The following is a 16,894-nucleotide window of genomic DNA, read 5'->3' as shown; positions in this document are numbered from 1 at the left end:
GCCGTCCACCGGTGCACGCGCGGCGGTCCGCGCACGGTGGTCTCCGTGCGGCGGTCCCGCACGCGGTGGTGTGAGTGGGGCTGGTCGTGCGGACGGAGCCCGGTCCGGGGGCGGTTCAGGCTCCGGGGCTCAGCCCGCCGGGCGGGCGAGGATCTCCGCGACGACGCGGCGGCCGGAGCGGACCGCACCCTCCAGCAACCCGAAGAACTCGGTGCTGGTCTCGGTGCCCGCCCAGTGCACCCGGCCGTGCGGGGCGGTCAGCTCCGGACCGAGCCGCAGCCAGTCGCCGGGACCGAACAGCGCGGCGTAACAGCCCCTGCTGTACGGCTCGTTGACCCAGTCGGTGACGTGGAAGCCGATCGGCGCGGGGAGCATCGGGAACAGCCGGGCGGCCTGCGCGACCGCCGCGGCACGCTGCTGCGCCGGATCGAGGGCCGCGAACCGGTGCGCCTCGGCCCCGGTGACGAAGCCGGTGAGCACGCCGGCGCCCGTGCCGGACGGCGAGTCGTCGACCGTGGAGAGCAGCGGTCCCTCGGCGTTCACCGACCAGCCGGAGAGCCCGTGCTCGCGCCAGAGCGGTGCCGGGTAGACCAGGTGGAGCTTGACCGCGCAGCCGCGCCCGGTCCGCTCCCCCGCGCGGGGAGCCGGCGGTGCGGGGTGCTGGTCGAGGGCGTCGGCGAGCAGCGGCGGCAGCGCCACCACCGCGACGTCCCCCCGGTACTCGCCCCGCGCCGTGCGGACGGTGACCCCGTCGGCGTCCTGGTGGACCGCCAGGGCCGGCTCACCGAGCCGGAGCCGTCCGTACGGCGAGGCCGTCAGCCGGGTGGCCAACCGCTCGCAGAGCAGGTGCGCTCCGCCGGCCACCCGGTCCTGCTGGGCGCCGCCCTCGAAGGCGTTGAGATAGCGCAGTCCGCCGCCCGAGCGCAGGTAGAAGGCCATGTGGAGGACGGAGACGTCGGCCGGGTCGGCGGCCATCATCTCGCCCAGGAAGAGCGGGAAGAAGAGCCGGGCGTCCGGGTGGGAGAGCTCCCGCGCGGCCCACTCGGCGGCCGTCAGGGTGTCCAGCCGGGCGGCCTCCGGGGTGAGCCATGGCGCCTCCGGCCGTACGGTGGCGGTGAGTTCGGCGAGCCGGTCGAAGAGGTCCCCGAGCGCCACGGCGTTGAGCGGCGGGAAGCGGCCGTCCCGGGTGACGCTCCCGTCGCCGCGCCCGGCCGGGTTGGCGTCGGGGTCTGCGTCCGGGGCGGCGTCCGGGCCCGCGTCCGCGCGGGCGAGGGCGAAGCGGCTGGCGCCGGCCATCGTGGTCGGCGTGGTGGCGAGATCCAACTCCTTGAGGATGTCCAGGAGTTCGGTGTGCCGGTCGCCGAGGTAGGCGGCTCCGGCGTCGACCCACTCGCCGGGCGCGACCTCGATCCCGTGCGTCCGGCCGCCGACCCGCTCGCGCGCCTCCAGCACGGTGACCTCGACCCCGCGGGCCGCGAGCCCGGTCGCGGCGGTCAGCCCGGCCGCCCCGCCCCCGATGACCACCGCCGAGGCGACGGCCGAGGCGACGGCGGCGCGGTCCCCGGCGCTCATCCGGCGGTCGCGATCAGCCGGACGAGGCCGGCCGGGGTGGGCGCGAGCGCGAAGTCGTCGAAGGTCAGCTCGACGCCGTAGGTACGGGCGACGGCGCTCAGCACGCGGGTGGCGATCAGGGAGTCGCCGCCGAGGAGGAAGAAGTCCGAGTCCGGCTCGACGTCACTGCTCTCCAGGACGCGGCGGAAGATCTCCGCCACGCCCTCGACATCGGCGGATGTGGTGTCAACGCTGCTCATCAATGCGCTCCTTTGACCTACGGGTGCACCTGTGGGGCACCTGGTGGCGGGTCTGGATGGGCAGGCCCCGAGCAGGGCGGGCCTGGCGACGGGGGCGGCCCGACCGTCCGGGGCGCGTCCGCCCCGCGGCCTTACCGACGGCTCGGTGGCCGTCGGGCGGGCTTGCCCGCCTAGGAAGTGACCGGGGCGGCGCCGGGGGTCTGCCCGGAGCCCGATCCGTTCGCCGCGTAGCGGCGGTGCGAGCCGGCGCGGTCGACCTTGCCGCTCGCGGTGAGCACCAGCGCCGGAACGACGGTGATCCGGCTGGGCATGAGGTGACCGGGCACCCGGCCGCCCAGGTGGGCCCGGAGGTCGGCGTCCAGCGTGCCGGCGGCAGTGCCCGGGCGCGGCACCACGTAGGCAACCAGCGCCGAGCGGCCGGCCACCGTCGCCCCGGACACGGCGACCGCCGCGACGCCGGGGTGTCCGGCGATCTCCGCCTCGACCTCGGCCGGGTCGACCCGGATGCCGCGGACCTTCACCTCGCCGTCCAGCCGCCCCTGGTGGGTGAGGACGCCGTCCGGAGCACGGCTCACCCGGTCGCCGGTACGGAACCAGCGGACCCGGGCGCCCTCATTCCCGCTCTCGCCCACGCCGGCGGTGTCGGCGTCGCCCTCGGCTTCGATGAACCGTGCCGCGGTGGCCTCCGGCAGCCCGTGGTACCCGAGCGCCACCGCGGGCCCGCCGATCAGCAGCTCGTCCTGCTCGCCGAGCCGTTCGAGGACGTGCGGCAGCGCCCGCCCGATCGGCACCCGGTCGCCGACCGCCCACGGCCGCTCCCGCCCGGGCGCCTGCGGCCCGTGCAGATCGACCGCATGGGTGATCAGCGTCGTCTCGGTGGAGCCGTAGGTGTTGAGCAGCCGGATCCGGCCGGTGTCCAGCGCCGCCCAGTCGGCGAGCCGGGCCGGGTTGGCCGCCTCGCCGCCGATCACCAGCAGCCGGACGGAGTCGGGGAGGGTGCGCCGCTCCTCGGCGAGGTGCAGCACCAACTCGTGCCAGAACGCGGTCGGCAGATCCAGGACGGTGATCCGCTCGCGCTCCACCATCCGCAGGAACCGCGGGAACGACCCGGAGTGCGCCTCGGCATCGAGGACGAGAGCGGCCCCCGCGGTGAGGGTCGGCAGGATCTCCTCGAAGCAGGTGTCCCAGTTCAGCGAGGCGAACTGCAGCACCCGGTCGTCCGGTGTCAGGCCGAACAGCCCGCGCAGCGAGGCGACGACCGCGGAGATCGCCCGGCGCGGCGTCACGACGGGTTTCGGCTGCCCGGTCGAACCCGACGTGAAGAGGAGGTAGGCCGGCTGCTCCGGCTCCACCGCGTGCACCGTTGGAGGCGGCTCGGACGGCGGCGGCGCCGCCTCCGCAGCGGCTAATCGCGGCAGTTCGACCAGGTCGAGGCCGCCCGGAAGGAGCTGCTCGTCGGCCCCGCGCCCGTCGTCCACACGGGGTCCGTCGTCGACCCCGCGCCCGCCGTCCGGCCCGGTGGCGGCGGCCAGACCGGTCCGGCACCCCACCGCGGCCAGCATCGCCTGTCGGCGCTGCGGCGGAAACGCCGGGTCGACCGGGCAGTACGCGCCCCCGGCCGCCAGCACACCGAGCAGCCCGACCACCGTCTCCGGCAGGTGCACCGCCGGAACGGCGACGACTCCCGGGCCGGCGCCGAGCCGGTCGGCCGTCATACGTGCCAACGTGTCGAGTTGGCGATAACTCAGGGCGCGCCCGTGGTGGACGATCGCCGCCCGTTCCGGATATCGGCGCACGGTTTCCGTGAACGCGTCAATCAAGTCGGAACTGGCTCCGTGGATGTTGCGGTTCTTTGTCATGCCCGCCCCAAAGAATGCCGTGCGAGCCCTTGTCGGTGCTCGGCGAGCCGGGACTCTACCTTCGAACATGCGTAGCCACAATGGCTGTTGAGGATGTCGCTTCAAGGATGTGTGGTTGACATGTGAACGAGAGAGAGTCCGTCAGGACGGACTGCTGCGACTCAAGAGACCACGAAGAGTGACGAGACGGAGACGACCAGTGCGTGCCGCCCCGAATTCCCCCGCCGGTGATGTGTGCACGATTCACATTCCGCCGGCGTTTCCGGGAATTCGGAGGGACATCACCACCTCCACGCCGACCCGGAACCGCTGCGTACCGGAACGGCGCCGGTTCCTCATGCCGAAACAGGGCAGGGATTCCCACTCCCGGAGCCTGACGGCCGTAATCGCCGACGGCGTTTTCGTTCCACGTCCCGCAGCCGGGCGGGCACCCGGTGAACGGCTCGCCGGACGATTGGAGCACCTGAGCGTCCGGCACGCCCTCGGCCGCCACCCGCCGGCCGGCCGTCGCCCGCCCGTCGGCAAGCGAACAGCGACCGGCCCCGGCACCGCGTGAGCGCGGTACCGGGGCCGGTCGACCGCGGTGCTCTACCGTGAGCAGCCGCCGCGGATCCTGTCGTGGACCCTGCAGTTGACCCTGGGGCGGATCAGGGGTGCAGGACGCGGGAAGGCGCGGCCGCGTTGTCCGCAGACGCCTGGGAGCGGACGGCGGGCGTCACGCAGACGTCGTCACCGGGCCAGGCCTCCCGCCAGACGTAGCCGGAGATGCAGGTGTGCGGCCCGTACGGCCCGGACACCCACCGGCTGTACCGGGCGGCGTTGTCGGCGGCGGCCTGGCTGCGGGTCGCCGGGGCCACGCAGGTGTAGTCGCGGAAGTCGCCGTCGCGCCAGACGTACCCGGAGACGCAGGTGTTGGGGCCGTAGATCGCCACCGAGGTGGCCGAGTAGACGGTGACGGTCGCGGTGCCTCCGCTGATCGAGGTCGAGATCGAGTCGCCGTTGGCGTTCAGCGAGGTGACGGGGAGCCTGGCGCCGCCGTCCAGGGTGCGCTGCAGGTACGGCGTGCCGTTGACGATCTCGTGGATCAGCACCACGTCGTTCGGGATGCCCGCGGAGTAGCCGAGCTTCCGGGTGAACTCGACGGTGTAGTAGTGGAACGGGTCGGAGCCGATCGGCACCCGCAGGAGCTTCGGGTGGGAGCCGTCGTCGCTCTGGAACGAGGTGAGGGTGTGGCTGCTCCAGCCGGCCGGGGCGACGGCCACCCGACCGTGGTCCACCCAGCCGAGCTTGTCGAGCTGGTAGCCGACCAGGCCGACGGGCTGGGCGTTGCCGTAGGTGCCGCCGGTGCCCGAGCCGTAGACGTTGGCGGCGCTCATCTCGTCCCACGGGTCGTCGTACTCGCCCGGCGCGGACCACGGGGCGTTCCGGTAGCTGGTGTCGTTGGAGAAGGAGTGGCCGAGGCCGTAGCCGTGCAGCATCTCGTGGGCCACGGAGACGGAGCCGAGGCCGGTGCCGTCCAGGTAGATCGCGCCGCCGGCGCCCCACCAGTCGATCCCGACGTTGGTGACGACGATCGTGCGGTGCCCGGCGGGGACGGTGTACCCGCCGGCCTTTGCGGCGTTGACGCAGTCCTGGAAACGGGTCCACCGGTCCCGGCCCTGCTCCTGGGCCAGGGTGTACGGCATCGTGTACCAGCCGGCGGCATTGGAGTTGCGGATCTGCACGGCGCCGGCCGAGATGCTGTTGAAGTAGTCGTACATGCCTCCGGTGCCGGCACCGGAGTCGGTGAAGAAGTTCCTCAGCCAGCCGGCGGTGTGCGGTTCGGACGCGTTGTCCGAGACCTTGCACATGAGGATCGACCAGCCCGTGTAGCCGCGGACCGGCACTGCCTGGGCGCTCTGCTGGAGTCCGCAGAACGCCATGACGACGACGGCCAGTAACGCGGCCGCCCTGGCCCGGACCCGGCGACCTCGATCCCCGTACGTCCGGATCCCTTGCTCACGTTTCCCACGCATGCGGGAGCCCTCCCCTTCCCGGTACCCGGGGCCTGTCCCCGGACGGGCGACGGCTTCCGTACCCAGCCGACGACGAGGGGTAAACTCCCTGCAGAGATGGCCAGTTGAGCGGCAGCGAGCATCAGTTCGGGTCAGTGGGACGACTCCGACCATCCCACCCCGGGAGCCTCCCCCGCGAAATCCGCTGGCGGCCCGTTCCACACCGGGCGATCATGGCGCGCATGACTGACGCACCCGAGCGATGGACCCAGGCGACCGTCTACCCCGACATGTGGACCGACCCCGACGACGACCCCCGCAACAGCGAGGGGGTCAGTCCGGACGGAGAGCTCCCCACCCTGCAGGACTTCCTGACGAACTATCGGATGACTCTGCGGATGAAGTGCGAGGGCCTGGACGCCGAACAGCTCGCCCGCCGCTCGGTCCCGCCGTCGACGATGTCGCTGCTCGGCCTCGTCCGCCACCTCGCCGAGGTGGAACGGGACTGGCGCAACTGGCTCCACGACGGCGAGCGGCTGCCGAAGCTGTACGGCCGGCGCGACGCGGACTTCGAGGACGCCGTCGCCGACCAGGCCGTGGTCGACGCAGCGTACGCCGATCTGGAGCGCGAGCAGGCCGCGACGGACGCCGCGCTGGCCGCGTTCGCGGACCTGGGCGAACGGGTGGGGAAGGACGGGATCGCGATCCGGGAGCTGCTGGTGCACCGGGTCGAGGAGTACGCCCGCCACTGCGGCCACGCCGACCTCCTGCGCGAGTGCATCGACGGACGGGTCGGCCAGTGACACCCACGTCCTGAGGGCCCGGCCTCGGCATCGACTGTGCGGCCGCGAGCCGCGGACTGCGCGCCCGGTCGGCCCCACGCCCCGGTCGGCCCCGCGCCCCGTCCGGGGTCAGGGCCGCGTCGGACCCGGTACCGCGTCCGAGCCCGCCGGAGCTGGGCCGAGCGGGTGGGGTCGGGGCTGCGCCGGTGTGGTGCCCGGGCTCGGCCGCGGGTGCGCGCGGGAGGCTGGTCGCCCCACGACAGGCGGGAGAGGGCGGGTGACCGGAGACGACGCGCGCAGCGCCGGCGGTGGGCCGGCGAAGGACGAGGCCGGGGCGCGGGCCGAGGGCGGGGCCGGGGCGCGGGCGGCGGCCGCCGGTAACGCCGGCGTCCTGGGGACGGCGCTCGGCGTGGTGCTGGCCTTCTCCTTCGCACAGGGCTCGTGGCAGTGGTTCTCCACGTACCTCGGCGTCACGCTCCTCGCCGTGGTGCTGTCCTTCGGCCGGGTGCCACGGCGGTGCCCGGGCCGGCAGCCCGGCTACGCCTGGAGCCTGGCGGCCTACTCGCTGGTGGTGGGCCTCTGCGTGGCGCTCGCGCTCGCACCGGCGATGCAGCGCTGGGACTGGCTGTTCCCCATGCCGGGAACGCGTCAGGAGTGTCTGCAGGCGGGCCGCTACGGGAGCCTGCAGACCGAGGCCGCCCTCGGGGGCCTCGCGTCCCAGGACGGCGCGGCCCTGGCCTACGCGCAGCACCGCGCGGGTCACCAGGCCGTCGACGTCTGCCTCTCCGCCACGACCACGCTCTGGCTCCCGGTGTACGCCCTCGCCGCGGCCGCGCTGACGGGTGCGCTCGGATGGCTCTGGGCGCGCACCCGGGCCCGTGCAGCGGCCCCCGCCGGAGGGGCGACCCGCCCGGAATAGCGGGCCTTCGCGGGGAGCCGCCGAGCGTTCCGGGCGGCGCGGAAATTCGTGTACCCTCCCGTCGAACATGTGATCACATGGTGGTCACTCGGCGCCGGGCGCCGCAGTGCCGGGTTCGGGCCGTCCGCACACCGGTCACGTGACACAGGAGACATCTCATCGACACCGCCATCCGCAGGGCCGCGCGCGGCACCGTGCCCGTCGTCGTCAGTGCGTCCGTCCTCGCCGCGGGTCTGACTGCCTGCGGAACGGTCGAGCAGCTCTCGGCCGCCCAGAAGGTCTCCAAGGCCTTGGACAGGCTCGGTGCGAGCACCTCCGCCGGGCTGACGGTGTCGGTGGAGGCGTCTCCCGAGCAGATCGTCGCGTACGGCAAGGCCACCGGCGACGAGATCGAGCAGCGGAGCGCCGAGGCCGTCTCCGGCCTGAGCATCTCCGTCGCGATGGCCTCCGACAAGCCGCTCAAGGAGAGCAGCGCCTTCAAGGACGCGTCGGGCGCCGGTGGCCCCGTGGGTGCCGCGCCGGACAGGTCGCTGCGCGTCTCCTACGTGCTGGCCGACCGGAAGGGCACCGCGCTGCTCGAGTACCGCCAGGTCGACGCGAAGGCGTACCTGCGGGCCGACGCCAAGGGCCTGGTGAAGCTGGTCGGTGAGGACCCGGCCCAGGTGGACGAGGTCGGCCGGGAGCTGCCCGACGAGCTGGGCGCGGTCAGGGACGTGCTGGCGGGGAAGTGGATCGCGCTCGACCTCCAGGAGCTCGCCGACTCCGCCAAGAAGTCCGACCGGGCCAAGTCCCCGGCTCCGACCGGGCGGCCGCCCCTGGACCCCAACTCCGCCGCGCAGCTGACCGAATCGCTGAAGGACGTCTTCTCCCGGACCGTCACCTTCGAGGACAAGGGGAGGAAGGACGGCGCCGAGCACGTCCTGATGAGCGCCCCGGCCCGCAAGCTGATCGACGGGGTGCTGGGCGCCGTCGAGCCGTTGTCCGCGAAGTTCCCCGGGCAGTTCGGCAGGCTTCCGGCCGCGGCCCCGGCGGACGTGCCCGACAAGGCGATCGGGGTCGACCTGTACCTGAAGGACGGCCGGTTCGCCTCGGCCACCTTCGACCTCGCCCAGCTGGAGCCCGAGGCCGGACCGGGCGCGGCGTTCCCGGTGAAGCTGGCGTTCAACCAGTCCGCCCCGGTGGTGCAGGCGCCCGCCGGTGCCGTCACGGTCTCCGAGAAGGACCTGCAGAACGTCGTGCTCGCGCTCGGCGAGGCGGCGGCGGAGGAGGACGGCTCCCCCGGCCCCGGCCCGCGGCCTGGCATCGGGCCCGGCCCTGGCAAGCCGCTGACCGACGCCCAGGTCAAGGAGCTCCGCGGCCTCGGTATGACCGAGTCGCAGATCCAGATCTTCAACGAGCTCGGCATGGACTACGAGGAGATCAAGAGCCTGGCCCAGGACAGCTGATCGCCCCACGCGCGCCGAGCAGGCGGACCGGGCAGGTGCGGCCCCCCGGCTGCACCTGCCCGGCCCGTGTCGAGGCCGGCTCATACGGAGCCCGTGCCCGCGCGAGGCCCGCTCGCGCGGGGCGCGGCTCCCGACCGGCTCAGCCCTTCAGCCCGTCCCCCGCGTGGTCGACGATGCCCGCCTCGAAGACGGCCGAGGAGTGGGTGTAGCCCTTGCCCTTGTTCGCCCCCGGCGACGGCTCGCCCACGGGCGGGAGGCCGTCGGCACCGACCGGCGGGAGATCCTTGAGCAGAACCTCCCGCACGCCGAGGAACGCGCCGGTGGTGGTGTCGAAGATCAGCGACACCCGCATGGTGCCGTTCATGCCGACCACCGCGACGCCGTGCCGGCCCGCCGCGTCGACCTCGTCTGCGACCACCGAGGTACCGGGGAGCTTCGCGGCCGCCTGCATGAGCGCCGCCTGGACGGCCGGCGGCGCGGTGACGTTCATGAACGCCATCTGCACGTCGCCGAAGGCGATCTGGTACCGCAGCTCCTTGGTCATCGGCATCCCCGCCACCATCTTGGAGCGGTCGGCGTTGAGCAGCGCCTGCAGCAGCCCTTCCGGGTCGGTGGGCAGGGAGGCGAGGAACGCATAGGTCTGGGTGCTGAAGCTCGCCTCCCGCGGCGCTCCCTCCGCTTTGCCCAGCGGGGCGGGCCACGGGTTCCGATCGCCGCCCTGCGGCCCGGGCATCCCGGGGTCGACGATCAGGCCCTCGGACCGGCCGTCGACGGAGAACCACATCCTCCGCTCGCGCCGCGACTCCAGATCCCCGTCCTGGAGCAGCCGCTGGTAGGTGAACTGGCCGTTCTTCGCGTGCGGGTCCGGGCGGCTCGCGGCGGCCCTGGCCGCCTGCGCCAGCAGGCCGGCGGCGTCCGTCGGCGCCACGGTCGGGGATGCCGACGCCGTCCCGGACGCCGATGCGGTCGCGGACGGCGACGCCGACGTGGTCGGGGACGCCGGCGTCGTGGCGGCCGAGGACACGGACACGGTCGGCGTGCCCGGGCCGGCCGGGCCGGAACCGCTCTCGTGGCCCCCCGGGACGACCAGGGTCACCGCGGCGACCGCCCCCACCGCGACCGGCGACGCCACCAGCCACACCAGCCGGCGCCGTGACCGCGGCGCCTTCGCCTCCGTGCCCCGCGCAGCCTCTGCGGCGATCTCACTCATCACGTGCTCCCTCAGCAACCGGTGGCGGTCGGCGGCGAGCGTCTCCTGCGAGTCGTTCATCGGATGTCCCCCTGCATCGACCGGGCGGCCTTCAGGCCGCCACCCCCTACCTGTCCGGTGGCCACCGCGAGTTCCCGGCGGTCCCCGCCCTCCCGGCTCTCCCGGCGATTCGCCAGTTCGGCTTCGGTGAGCGACTTCAGCCGGGTCCGGGCCCTCGAAAGACGGGAGCGGACGGTACCGACCGGGATGCCGAGTGCCTCGGCGGCGGAGGCGTAGTCGAGCCCCATCCACACACAGAGCCGGAACACCTCGCGCTCGGTCCGGCGCAGGCTCGCCAGCGCGCGCCGCACCGCGGCGAGCTGGGCACCGTCGTCGAGGCGGGTCACCAGCTCGTCGGCGAAGTCCGGCGCGGCCTCCCGCTCGGGCAACCGCGCCATCGCGGCCCGGTGCCGGCGGGCCGCCCGCGCGGTGTTGCGCAGCACGTTGGTGGCGATCCCGAACACCCACGGCCGCAGGCTCTCGTCGCCGGGCTCCAGGCGCTCGCGCAGCCGCCAGGCCTCCAGGAAGGTCAGCGACACCACGTCCTCCGCGGCCGCCCAGTCCCCCAGGGTGCGGAGCGCGTAGCCGTACACGGCCTGGGCGTGGGCGTCGAAGAGCTCCCCGAGCGCATCCTGGTCCCCGGCGCGCAGGCGCGCCCGTTGTGACAGTTCCATGCCCACCCCTGTCCGCACCCTCCGCCGGGTTCCCTGTGAGCCGCGCCACACCCGGGCGCGGCGCTCCGGGCTCCCGTCAGGCCGGGAGCCAGGAGGGCCACCACGGTGGGACGTTGGTGTCGGGGCAGAGGCCGGAATCGCCGGGGTAGCCGTCCGGGGTGCCGACCACGGCCATGTACGCCCAGATCAACAGGCCGAGGGCGAGCAGCAGCGAGACGAGTGGGACCAGGCCGCGCCAGACCATCGCCAGTCGGCGGGTGGCGGCCCGGCCGGCCCACCAGGCGGCGACCGCCACGACGACCGAGAGTCCGGCCAGCGGCACTGCCATGAGGTTCATGACGAAGCAGCCGGCCATTTCGTAGGCTGCGTCGCAGGTGGACCGCGCCGCCCAGGCCAGGACGTAAGCGGCGTAGGCGGCCGTGAGGCCGAGGACGACCACGCCCGAACCGGCCGCGCCTCGAAGCCACGCCCAGCCTCGGCGGCGCACGGAGGCAGCCGCGGTGATCGTCGTCATGCGGGTGGTGACGCCGTCCCGCGGCCCGCCGGTTGCACCTCCCGGGGTCCCGCGACGCGGGCCCGACGGCGCGTCACCATGCCGGCGTGCGCGCGCAGCGGCGGCCCGGGATGCCCCCGCCCCCGTTGGGGGCATCCCGGGCCGCCGTCCGTCGGCTCCTCAGTCGTCCGTCGGCTCCGGCCGGGGGTAGTGGATGCGGCGGACGGCCGGGGCGGAGACCACCTGAATGTCGGCGACCCCAGGGACGGCGATGTGGACGAAGCCGCCCTCGACGGCGAAGCGGACGCCGGCCAGCTCGGCACGCGGGGTGCCGTCGGCGTCGGCGAGGGTGTAGCCGGGGACGAGTTCGACGGCGGCGTTCTCACGCCAGTTCGGCCGGGCGTTCATCGTGCCGCCTCCAGGTCTGCGGTCGAAGAGGCCTGAGCGGGCGCCTGCGCGGGGTCCATCGAGGCGACCGCGGGGAAGTCCAGGTCGGGCTCGGCCAGGTGGTTGAAGTAGTTGGAGAGCGTGTTGAGTGCGACGTGGGCGACGATCTCGGCGAGCTCCGCGTCGGTGACCCCGTCCTTCCGGGCGCGGGCGAGCAGCTCGTCGTCCACCCGGCCGTGCTCGCGAACCACCGCGGCGGCGACCTGGAGGACGGCGCGGGCGTGCGGGTCGGCGTCCTCGGCGCGGCGGGTGGCGAGCAGCTCGTCGTCGGTCATCCTCAGCAGTCGGCCGCCGCGCATGGTGTGGGCGGAGACGCAGTAGAGGCAACCGTTCTCCTGGGCGATCAGGAGGGCGAGCTGCTCGCGCAGCCGCTCACCGAGGACGCCGCCGGTCAGCGCGTCGCGCAGGGCGAGGTAACCGCGCAGGGCGGCAGGGCCGTTGGCGAGCGAGGCGTAGAAGTTGGGCACCCGGCCGAGCTGCTTGCGGGTCGCCTCCAGCAGGTCCCGCCGGTCGGCTTCGGCGGCGTCCGGGGTGAGTTGCGGTATGCGCGGCATGACGTCCTCCCTCGTGTGGCCGGCACCACCGAAACGGTACCGGTCGTTCTCGTCTCCAAGACGGTAACGATCGGTACCGTTTGGAGTCAAGGGAGTTCCGCGAAGTCGGAACCGATCGGTACCATCGATCCCATGGCAACCCAGGCCCGTGCCCGACTCCTCAGCACCGCCGAGGACCTCTTCTACGCGGAGGGCGTCCGCGCCGTCGGCGTCGACCGCATCCTGAGCGTCTCCGGCGTCGGCCGGGCGTCCTTCTACCGTCACTTCGCGAGCAAGGACGACCTCGTGGTGGCCGTCCTCCAGGGCCGCGACACGCGGTGGCGCGAGTGGCTGCGCGACTGCGTGGACGCCCGCGAGCTACCGCCCGAGGAGCGCCCGCTCGCCGTCTTCGACGCGCTCGCGGAGCGGTTCGCCCGCCGGGACTTCCGGGGCTGCGCCTTCGTGAACACCATGATCGAGGCGGCCGACCGCGACAGCGCAGCACACCGCGTCGCAGCCGGACACAAGGCCGCCGTCACCGACTACCTGGACCAGCTGCTCACCGACGCCGGCTACCGCGACCACACCGCCCTCGCCGAGCACCTCGTCCTGCTGATCGACGGCGCGATCGTCACCGCCGTCCGCGAGGGCACCACCGAACCCGCCCGGCGGGCCCGCCGCATCGCCGCCGCCCTCCTGGCCGCCGAGCGCGACTGACCGCCGAGCGCGACTGCCCACCGGCGGCCCGTCGTCGGTCAGGGCCGCAGGATCGCGCAGGTCGTCGTGCCGTGGGCGTAGAGCCTGCCGTCGTGGGTGCCGACGACGCGCGCCTCGGCGGTGGCGGTCGTGCGGCCGACGTGCAGCGCCCGGCCCTCGCAGCGCAGGGCGGGCGTGTCCGCCAGGACGGGCCGGATCATGTGCACACCCAGCTGGACGGTGGTGTACATGGTCCCCGCGGCGAGCCGGCTCATCACCGCGGAGCCGAGCGCCGAGTCCAGCAGCGTGGCCAGGAAGCCGCCGTGGACCGTTCCCATCGGGTTGAGCAGGTGGTCCCCCGGGTCTCCCTCGAACACGGCCAGGCCCTCGCCGACCTCGGTCAGCCGGAAGCCCAGCGTGCTCATGATCGAGGCGGCGGGCAGCCTCCCCTCCATCGCCGCCCGGAGGATCTCCAGCCCACTCATACCGAGGATCTCGGGGGTCGGCTCGGGGCGCGGCTGCCAGCTGTGGGTCCGGGTGCGGAGGTCCGGCGAGGCGGCGGGGGTAGCGGTGCCCGGGGTCGAGGCGGCGGAAGCGGGGGCGGCGGGAGTGGAGGCGGCGGGGGTCATGTCGTACGTCGTCATGGCTCGACCATAGGAGCGCCGACCCCGGCACCGGGAGTGTCGGAACCGGCAGCTCACGCACCGATTCCGACAGCTCCGGGGCCACTAGGGTGAGGGCATGAAGGCAGCCGTACTCGTCCTGGACGGGGCGTTCGACTCCGGGCTCTCCGCCGTCCTCGACGTGCTCCACTCCGCCAACGCCCTGAGCGGGCAGCTCGCCGGGGCGAGGCCGCCCCGCTTCGACATCCGCACGGTCGGCGTGCGGCGGCTGGTGCGCACCGGGCTCGGCCACCGCGTCGACACCGAGGGCGTCGCCGAGGCGGAGGACGCGGACATCCTCGTCGTGCCGGCCCTCATGGAGCGGCGGCCGGAGACGCTGGTGGACCTCGTGGGCTCGACCGCCCACCGCGTGGCCCGCCGGGTGCTGGCCGAGGCCAGGGAGCGCCGCACCCCGCTCGCCACGTCCTGCACGGGCACCTTCCTGCTGGCCGAGTCGGGCGTCCTGGACGGGCTCACCGCCACGACGAGCTGGTGGCTCGCCCCGGTGTTCCGCGAGCGCTACCGCCGGGTGACCGTCGACGAGAGCCGCATGGTGACGACCAGCGACGGCGTCACCACCGCCGGCGCGGCCTTCGGCCACCTGGACCTCGCACTGGCCATCGTGCGCATGCGCAGCCCCGCACTCGCCGACCTCGTCCGGCGCTACCTCGTGGTGGACGACCGGGCCTCGCAGGCCGCCTACACGATCCCGAGCGCCCTCGCCCGGCACGACCCGCTGGTCTCCGCGTTCGAGCAGTGGGTACGGGCCCGGATCGGCGAGCCGCTGTCGATCGCCGAGGCCGCCCGCCACCTCGGCGTCAGCGAACGCACCCTGCAGCGCACCGTGACCCGGACCCTGGGCTGCTCGCCCATCCGCCTGGTCCAGGACCTTCGGATCGAACAGGCCGAGCACCTGCTCCGCACCACGCCCCTCCCGCTGGCGGCGGTCGCCCGCCGCGTCGGCTACGAGAGCCCGGGGCCGCTGCGCACCCTCCTCCGTGACCGCCGCGGTCTCGCCCCACGCGATCTGCGGTCCTGATCGAGCCTCGCGCCGGCCCGTCCGGAGTGGTCCACGGCACGGGTCCCGCCCGCTCGACATGCACCGGGGGACTACAGGAGCACGAGCAGCTTGGTGCCCAGGACGAGCTTCCGGTTGACGGACGTGGACTGGACGAAGACGGTGTACGACGGGTTCTCGCCCGGCTTCACCGTGACCTCCGACTCCGGCAGGCCGAGGAGCTGTCGGGCCGCCGGGCCCGAGAACACCCTGCCCGTCATCCGGCCGGTGGCCGGGTCCTTCTCCGCCACCGCGAGCTGCTTCCTGCCCTGGATCTTCTCGCGCTTGGACAGCTCGTAGAAGGCGCAGCCGGTCTTGTACGTGTGCCCGGCGCTGGTGACGAATTCGCGGATCGGCAGCTGCTGGTCGACCGGGACCAGGATGTACTTGCCGGCGTCCAGGGCGTCGAGGTTGGCCTTGACCTCGGCGGTGTTCAGGTCCTGGCCCATGGTGAAGAGGTTCTTGGTGCCGCGCAGGCCCTGTTCGCGGCCCCGCAGGAAGCTCGTGGCGGCCGTCTTGACGGTGCCGATGGCCTCCTCGACGCCCTTGCTGGAGTCGGCGTCCCAGATCGCGATGTTGCCCGCGGGGAAGCCGTACTCCTGGGCGGTGCGCTTGGCCAGGGAGTTCGGGACCAGGATCGCCGAGGTCCAGTGGTCGGGGAGGTTGTCCATGGCGCCGTGGATGCGGTCCATCCACGAGCGCAGGACGGCGCTCCCCTTCTCGCCGCCCATACGGGTGTGCATCTTGCCGATCTCCGAGCAGCCGGAGGCGTTCTCCTCGCCGTCGGTGACGACGACCTGGAGGAAGGAGTGCTCCCCGTAGCCCTCCCAGATGTTCTTCAGGTCGTCGACGGACTTCACCGCAGCCTCGATCAGCGCGGTCGCACCGTTGTCGACCTTGTAGAGGCCCTTGAGGGAGGGCAGATGCTTGACGTCCATGTCCCAGACGAGGTTCTGCACTTCGTGGTCGAACGCGTAGAGGCTGATGCGGGTCTCGTGACCGAGGCGGTCGGACTCCTCCTGGAGCCCCTTCACGAACTCGTCGACCACGCGGACGAGCTGCGACTCGTGCTGGCGCATCGAGCCGGACCTGTCGACCACGAGCGAGACGTGGTTGACCTTGTGGTTGATCCTGTTCGCAGACATGCTTCCACCCCGAATTCCACGCCTGTTTCGGCGCCTTTCTGGCGCCCCCTCCAGCGTTGTTCCCACACTATGGCGAGGCACTGACAGGCCCTCTGACCTGGGATTGTTCGGGGGCCGACCACTCGCATTCGGAGGGCGGGGCCGCTCTCGGCGGCGGCGGGCCGCACACAGCAGGCACGGGCCGCGGTCGAGACCGGTCGAAGTCCGGGGGCGGGGGCCGTTCGACACAGAGGGTGACGACGACGTCCGTGACGGGTGAGGGCTGTGGTGCGGGCCACCCCCGGACGGGTCCACCCCCGCCCGTTCACGCACGGCCCGACGCCGGGACGTCACACGGCGTCGACCATGTGCCCGGCCTCACAGCCACACCCGTGTGGCGCGGACCACTCCCTGGCCGGATTCGATCTTGAAAAACGGGACATTTGCCTTCAAAACGGCACAATTCCTTGATCGATACCTCAGGTAACCACCCCCCGACCAGCCCAAACCTCAGAATCCTTGAAACCCCCCACCCACCCCCGTAACTTCGAACCCGTTGCACCGAACAAACCGCCCCACCAAGGCCCCCAGGCCCCACCGGGACGACACGGTGCCCGACCACGCGAGCCACACACCCCCGAAACCAACCCCCCAAAAGGGGACCTGGTTCCGCACGCCCGCACACCCCCCTTCCGAAAGGAAACCCATGACCTTCCGTAACGAGACCGCCACCGCCACCACCGCCACCAAGCGCCGCAACCGCGTCCGCATGGCACTCATGGCCGGGGCCCTCACCGCCCTGCCCGTGGCCGGCCTCGTCACGGCCAACGCCGCCTCCGCCGCCCCCGCCTCCGTCTGGGACAAGGTCGCCCAGTGCGAAGCCACCGGCAACTGGGCCATCAACTCCGGCAACGGCTTCTACGGCGGCCTCCAGTTCACCTCCAGCACCTGGGCCGCCTTCGGCGGCACCGCCTACGCCCCCCAGGCCCACCAGGCCACCAAGGCCCAGCAGATCGCCATCGGCGAAAAGGTCCTCGCCTCCCAGGGCCCCGGCGCCTGGCCCGTCTGCTCCGTCAAGGCCGGCCTCACCAAGTAACACCCCCGGCCCCGGAAACCACCACACCGCCCCCAGGGCCACCCCCGACAACG

Annotated in this window: 17 protein-coding genes; 6 read left to right on the top strand and 11 right to left on the bottom strand. The window is 73.3% G+C overall.

What is annotated here, in order from left to right; all coding sequences use genetic code 11:
• Positions 1-129: 129 nt before the first annotated feature.
• The 4 genes from RMN57_RS36865 to RMN57_RS36850 all read right to left on the bottom strand — a co-directional run bounded on the left by RMN57_RS36865 (position 130) and on the right by RMN57_RS36850 (position 5,685).
• Positions 130-1,572: an FAD-dependent oxidoreductase gene (locus tag RMN57_RS36865; RefSeq protein WP_313767661.1), complete on the bottom strand. Its 1,443-nt coding sequence runs from the start codon at positions 1,570-1,572 to the stop codon at positions 130-132.
• A complete protein-coding gene (locus RMN57_RS36860) occupies positions 1,569-1,811 on the bottom strand; it encodes an acyl carrier protein (protein WP_313767660.1) in 243 nt (80 codons plus the stop codon). Before RMN57_RS36860 ends, RMN57_RS36865 begins: the two co-directional genes overlap by 4 nt.
• Positions 1,812-1,981: 170 nt before the next feature.
• A complete protein-coding gene (locus tag RMN57_RS36855; RefSeq protein WP_313767659.1) occupies positions 1,982-3,670 on the bottom strand; it encodes an amino acid adenylation domain-containing protein in 1,689 nt (562 codons plus the stop codon).
• A 647-nt stretch (positions 3,671-4,317) separates the two neighbouring features.
• Positions 4,318-5,685: a hypothetical protein gene (locus RMN57_RS36850; protein ID WP_313767658.1), complete on the bottom strand. Its 1,368-nt coding sequence runs from the start codon at positions 5,683-5,685 to the stop codon at positions 4,318-4,320.
• 212 nt (positions 5,686-5,897) lie between these two features.
• On the opposite strand from RMN57_RS36850, the gene RMN57_RS36845 reads away from it, so the two are divergent.
• The 3 genes from RMN57_RS36845 (at position 5,898) to RMN57_RS36835 (ending at position 8,810) form a co-directional block, all read left to right on the top strand.
• A complete protein-coding gene (locus RMN57_RS36845; RefSeq protein WP_313767657.1) occupies positions 5,898-6,467 on the top strand; it encodes a DUF664 domain-containing protein in 570 nt (189 codons plus the stop codon).
• A gap of 256 nt (positions 6,468-6,723) precedes the next feature.
• Positions 6,724-7,365 (top strand): hypothetical protein, encoded by a 642-nt coding sequence (locus RMN57_RS36840; protein WP_313767656.1) that lies wholly within the window; start codon positions 6,724-6,726, stop codon positions 7,363-7,365.
• 194 nt (positions 7,366-7,559) lie between these two features.
• A complete protein-coding gene (locus RMN57_RS36835; protein ID WP_313767655.1) occupies positions 7,560-8,810 on the top strand; it encodes a hypothetical protein in 1,251 nt (416 codons plus the stop codon).
• Between the two features lie 139 nt (positions 8,811-8,949).
• Here the strand turns inward: RMN57_RS36835 and RMN57_RS36830 are convergent, their stop codons facing one another.
• From RMN57_RS36830 to RMN57_RS36810, 5 genes are all read right to left on the bottom strand, one after another.
• Positions 8,950-10,080, bottom strand: coding sequence for a CU044_5270 family protein (locus RMN57_RS36830; protein ID WP_313767654.1), 1,131 nt, complete (start codon positions 10,078-10,080; stop codon positions 8,950-8,952).
• On the bottom strand, positions 10,077-10,733 hold the full coding sequence (locus RMN57_RS36825) for an RNA polymerase sigma factor (protein ID WP_313767653.1): 657 nt from the start codon (positions 10,731-10,733) through the stop codon (positions 10,077-10,079). Before RMN57_RS36825 ends, RMN57_RS36830 begins: the two co-directional genes overlap by 4 nt.
• Before the next feature lie 76 nt (positions 10,734-10,809).
• Complete coding sequence (locus RMN57_RS36820; RefSeq protein ID WP_313767652.1) at positions 10,810-11,247, bottom strand: hypothetical protein; 438 nt, start codon at positions 11,245-11,247, stop codon at positions 10,810-10,812.
• A gap of 159 nt (positions 11,248-11,406) precedes the next feature.
• Entirely contained in the window at positions 11,407-11,634 is a 228-nt protein-coding gene (locus tag RMN57_RS36815; protein WP_313767651.1) for a hypothetical protein, read from the bottom strand.
• Positions 11,631-12,227, bottom strand: a complete 597-nt coding sequence (locus RMN57_RS36810) for a carboxymuconolactone decarboxylase family protein (RefSeq protein ID WP_313767650.1) — start codon at positions 12,225-12,227, stop codon at positions 11,631-11,633. Before RMN57_RS36810 ends, RMN57_RS36815 begins: the two co-directional genes overlap by 4 nt.
• A gap of 132 nt (positions 12,228-12,359) precedes the next feature.
• Between RMN57_RS36810 and RMN57_RS36805 the strand changes: the two genes are divergently transcribed.
• On the top strand, positions 12,360-12,923 hold the full coding sequence (locus tag RMN57_RS36805) for a TetR/AcrR family transcriptional regulator (RefSeq protein ID WP_313767649.1): 564 nt from the start codon (positions 12,360-12,362) through the stop codon (positions 12,921-12,923).
• A gap of 38 nt (positions 12,924-12,961) precedes the next feature.
• Here the strand turns inward: RMN57_RS36805 and RMN57_RS36800 are convergent, their stop codons facing one another.
• Positions 12,962-13,546, bottom strand: coding sequence for a PaaI family thioesterase (locus RMN57_RS36800; protein WP_313767648.1), 585 nt, complete (start codon positions 13,544-13,546; stop codon positions 12,962-12,964).
• A 97-nt stretch (positions 13,547-13,643) separates the two neighbouring features.
• Between RMN57_RS36800 and RMN57_RS36795 the strand changes: the two genes are divergently transcribed.
• Positions 13,644-14,603, top strand: coding sequence for a helix-turn-helix domain-containing protein (locus RMN57_RS36795; protein WP_313767647.1), 960 nt, complete (start codon positions 13,644-13,646; stop codon positions 14,601-14,603).
• Between the two features lie 71 nt (positions 14,604-14,674).
• On the opposite strand, the gene RMN57_RS36790 is transcribed toward RMN57_RS36795, so the two are convergent.
• A complete protein-coding gene (locus RMN57_RS36790) occupies positions 14,675-15,766 on the bottom strand; it encodes a VWA domain-containing protein (protein ID WP_313767646.1) in 1,092 nt (363 codons plus the stop codon).
• Between the two features lie 685 nt (positions 15,767-16,451).
• On the opposite strand from RMN57_RS36790, the gene RMN57_RS36785 reads away from it, so the two are divergent.
• Positions 16,452-16,841, top strand: coding sequence for a transglycosylase family protein (locus RMN57_RS36785; protein ID WP_313767645.1), 390 nt, complete (start codon positions 16,452-16,454; stop codon positions 16,839-16,841).
• Positions 16,842-16,894 lie beyond the last annotated feature (53 nt).

This window comes from Kitasatospora sp. CM 4170 (assembly GCF_032110285.1).
GTDB lineage: Bacteria > Actinomycetota > Actinomycetes > Streptomycetales > Streptomycetaceae > Kitasatospora > Kitasatospora aburaviensis.
The sequence above is the reverse complement of the archived record's forward strand: the minus strand, read 5'-3'. Positions and strand labels throughout refer to the sequence as shown.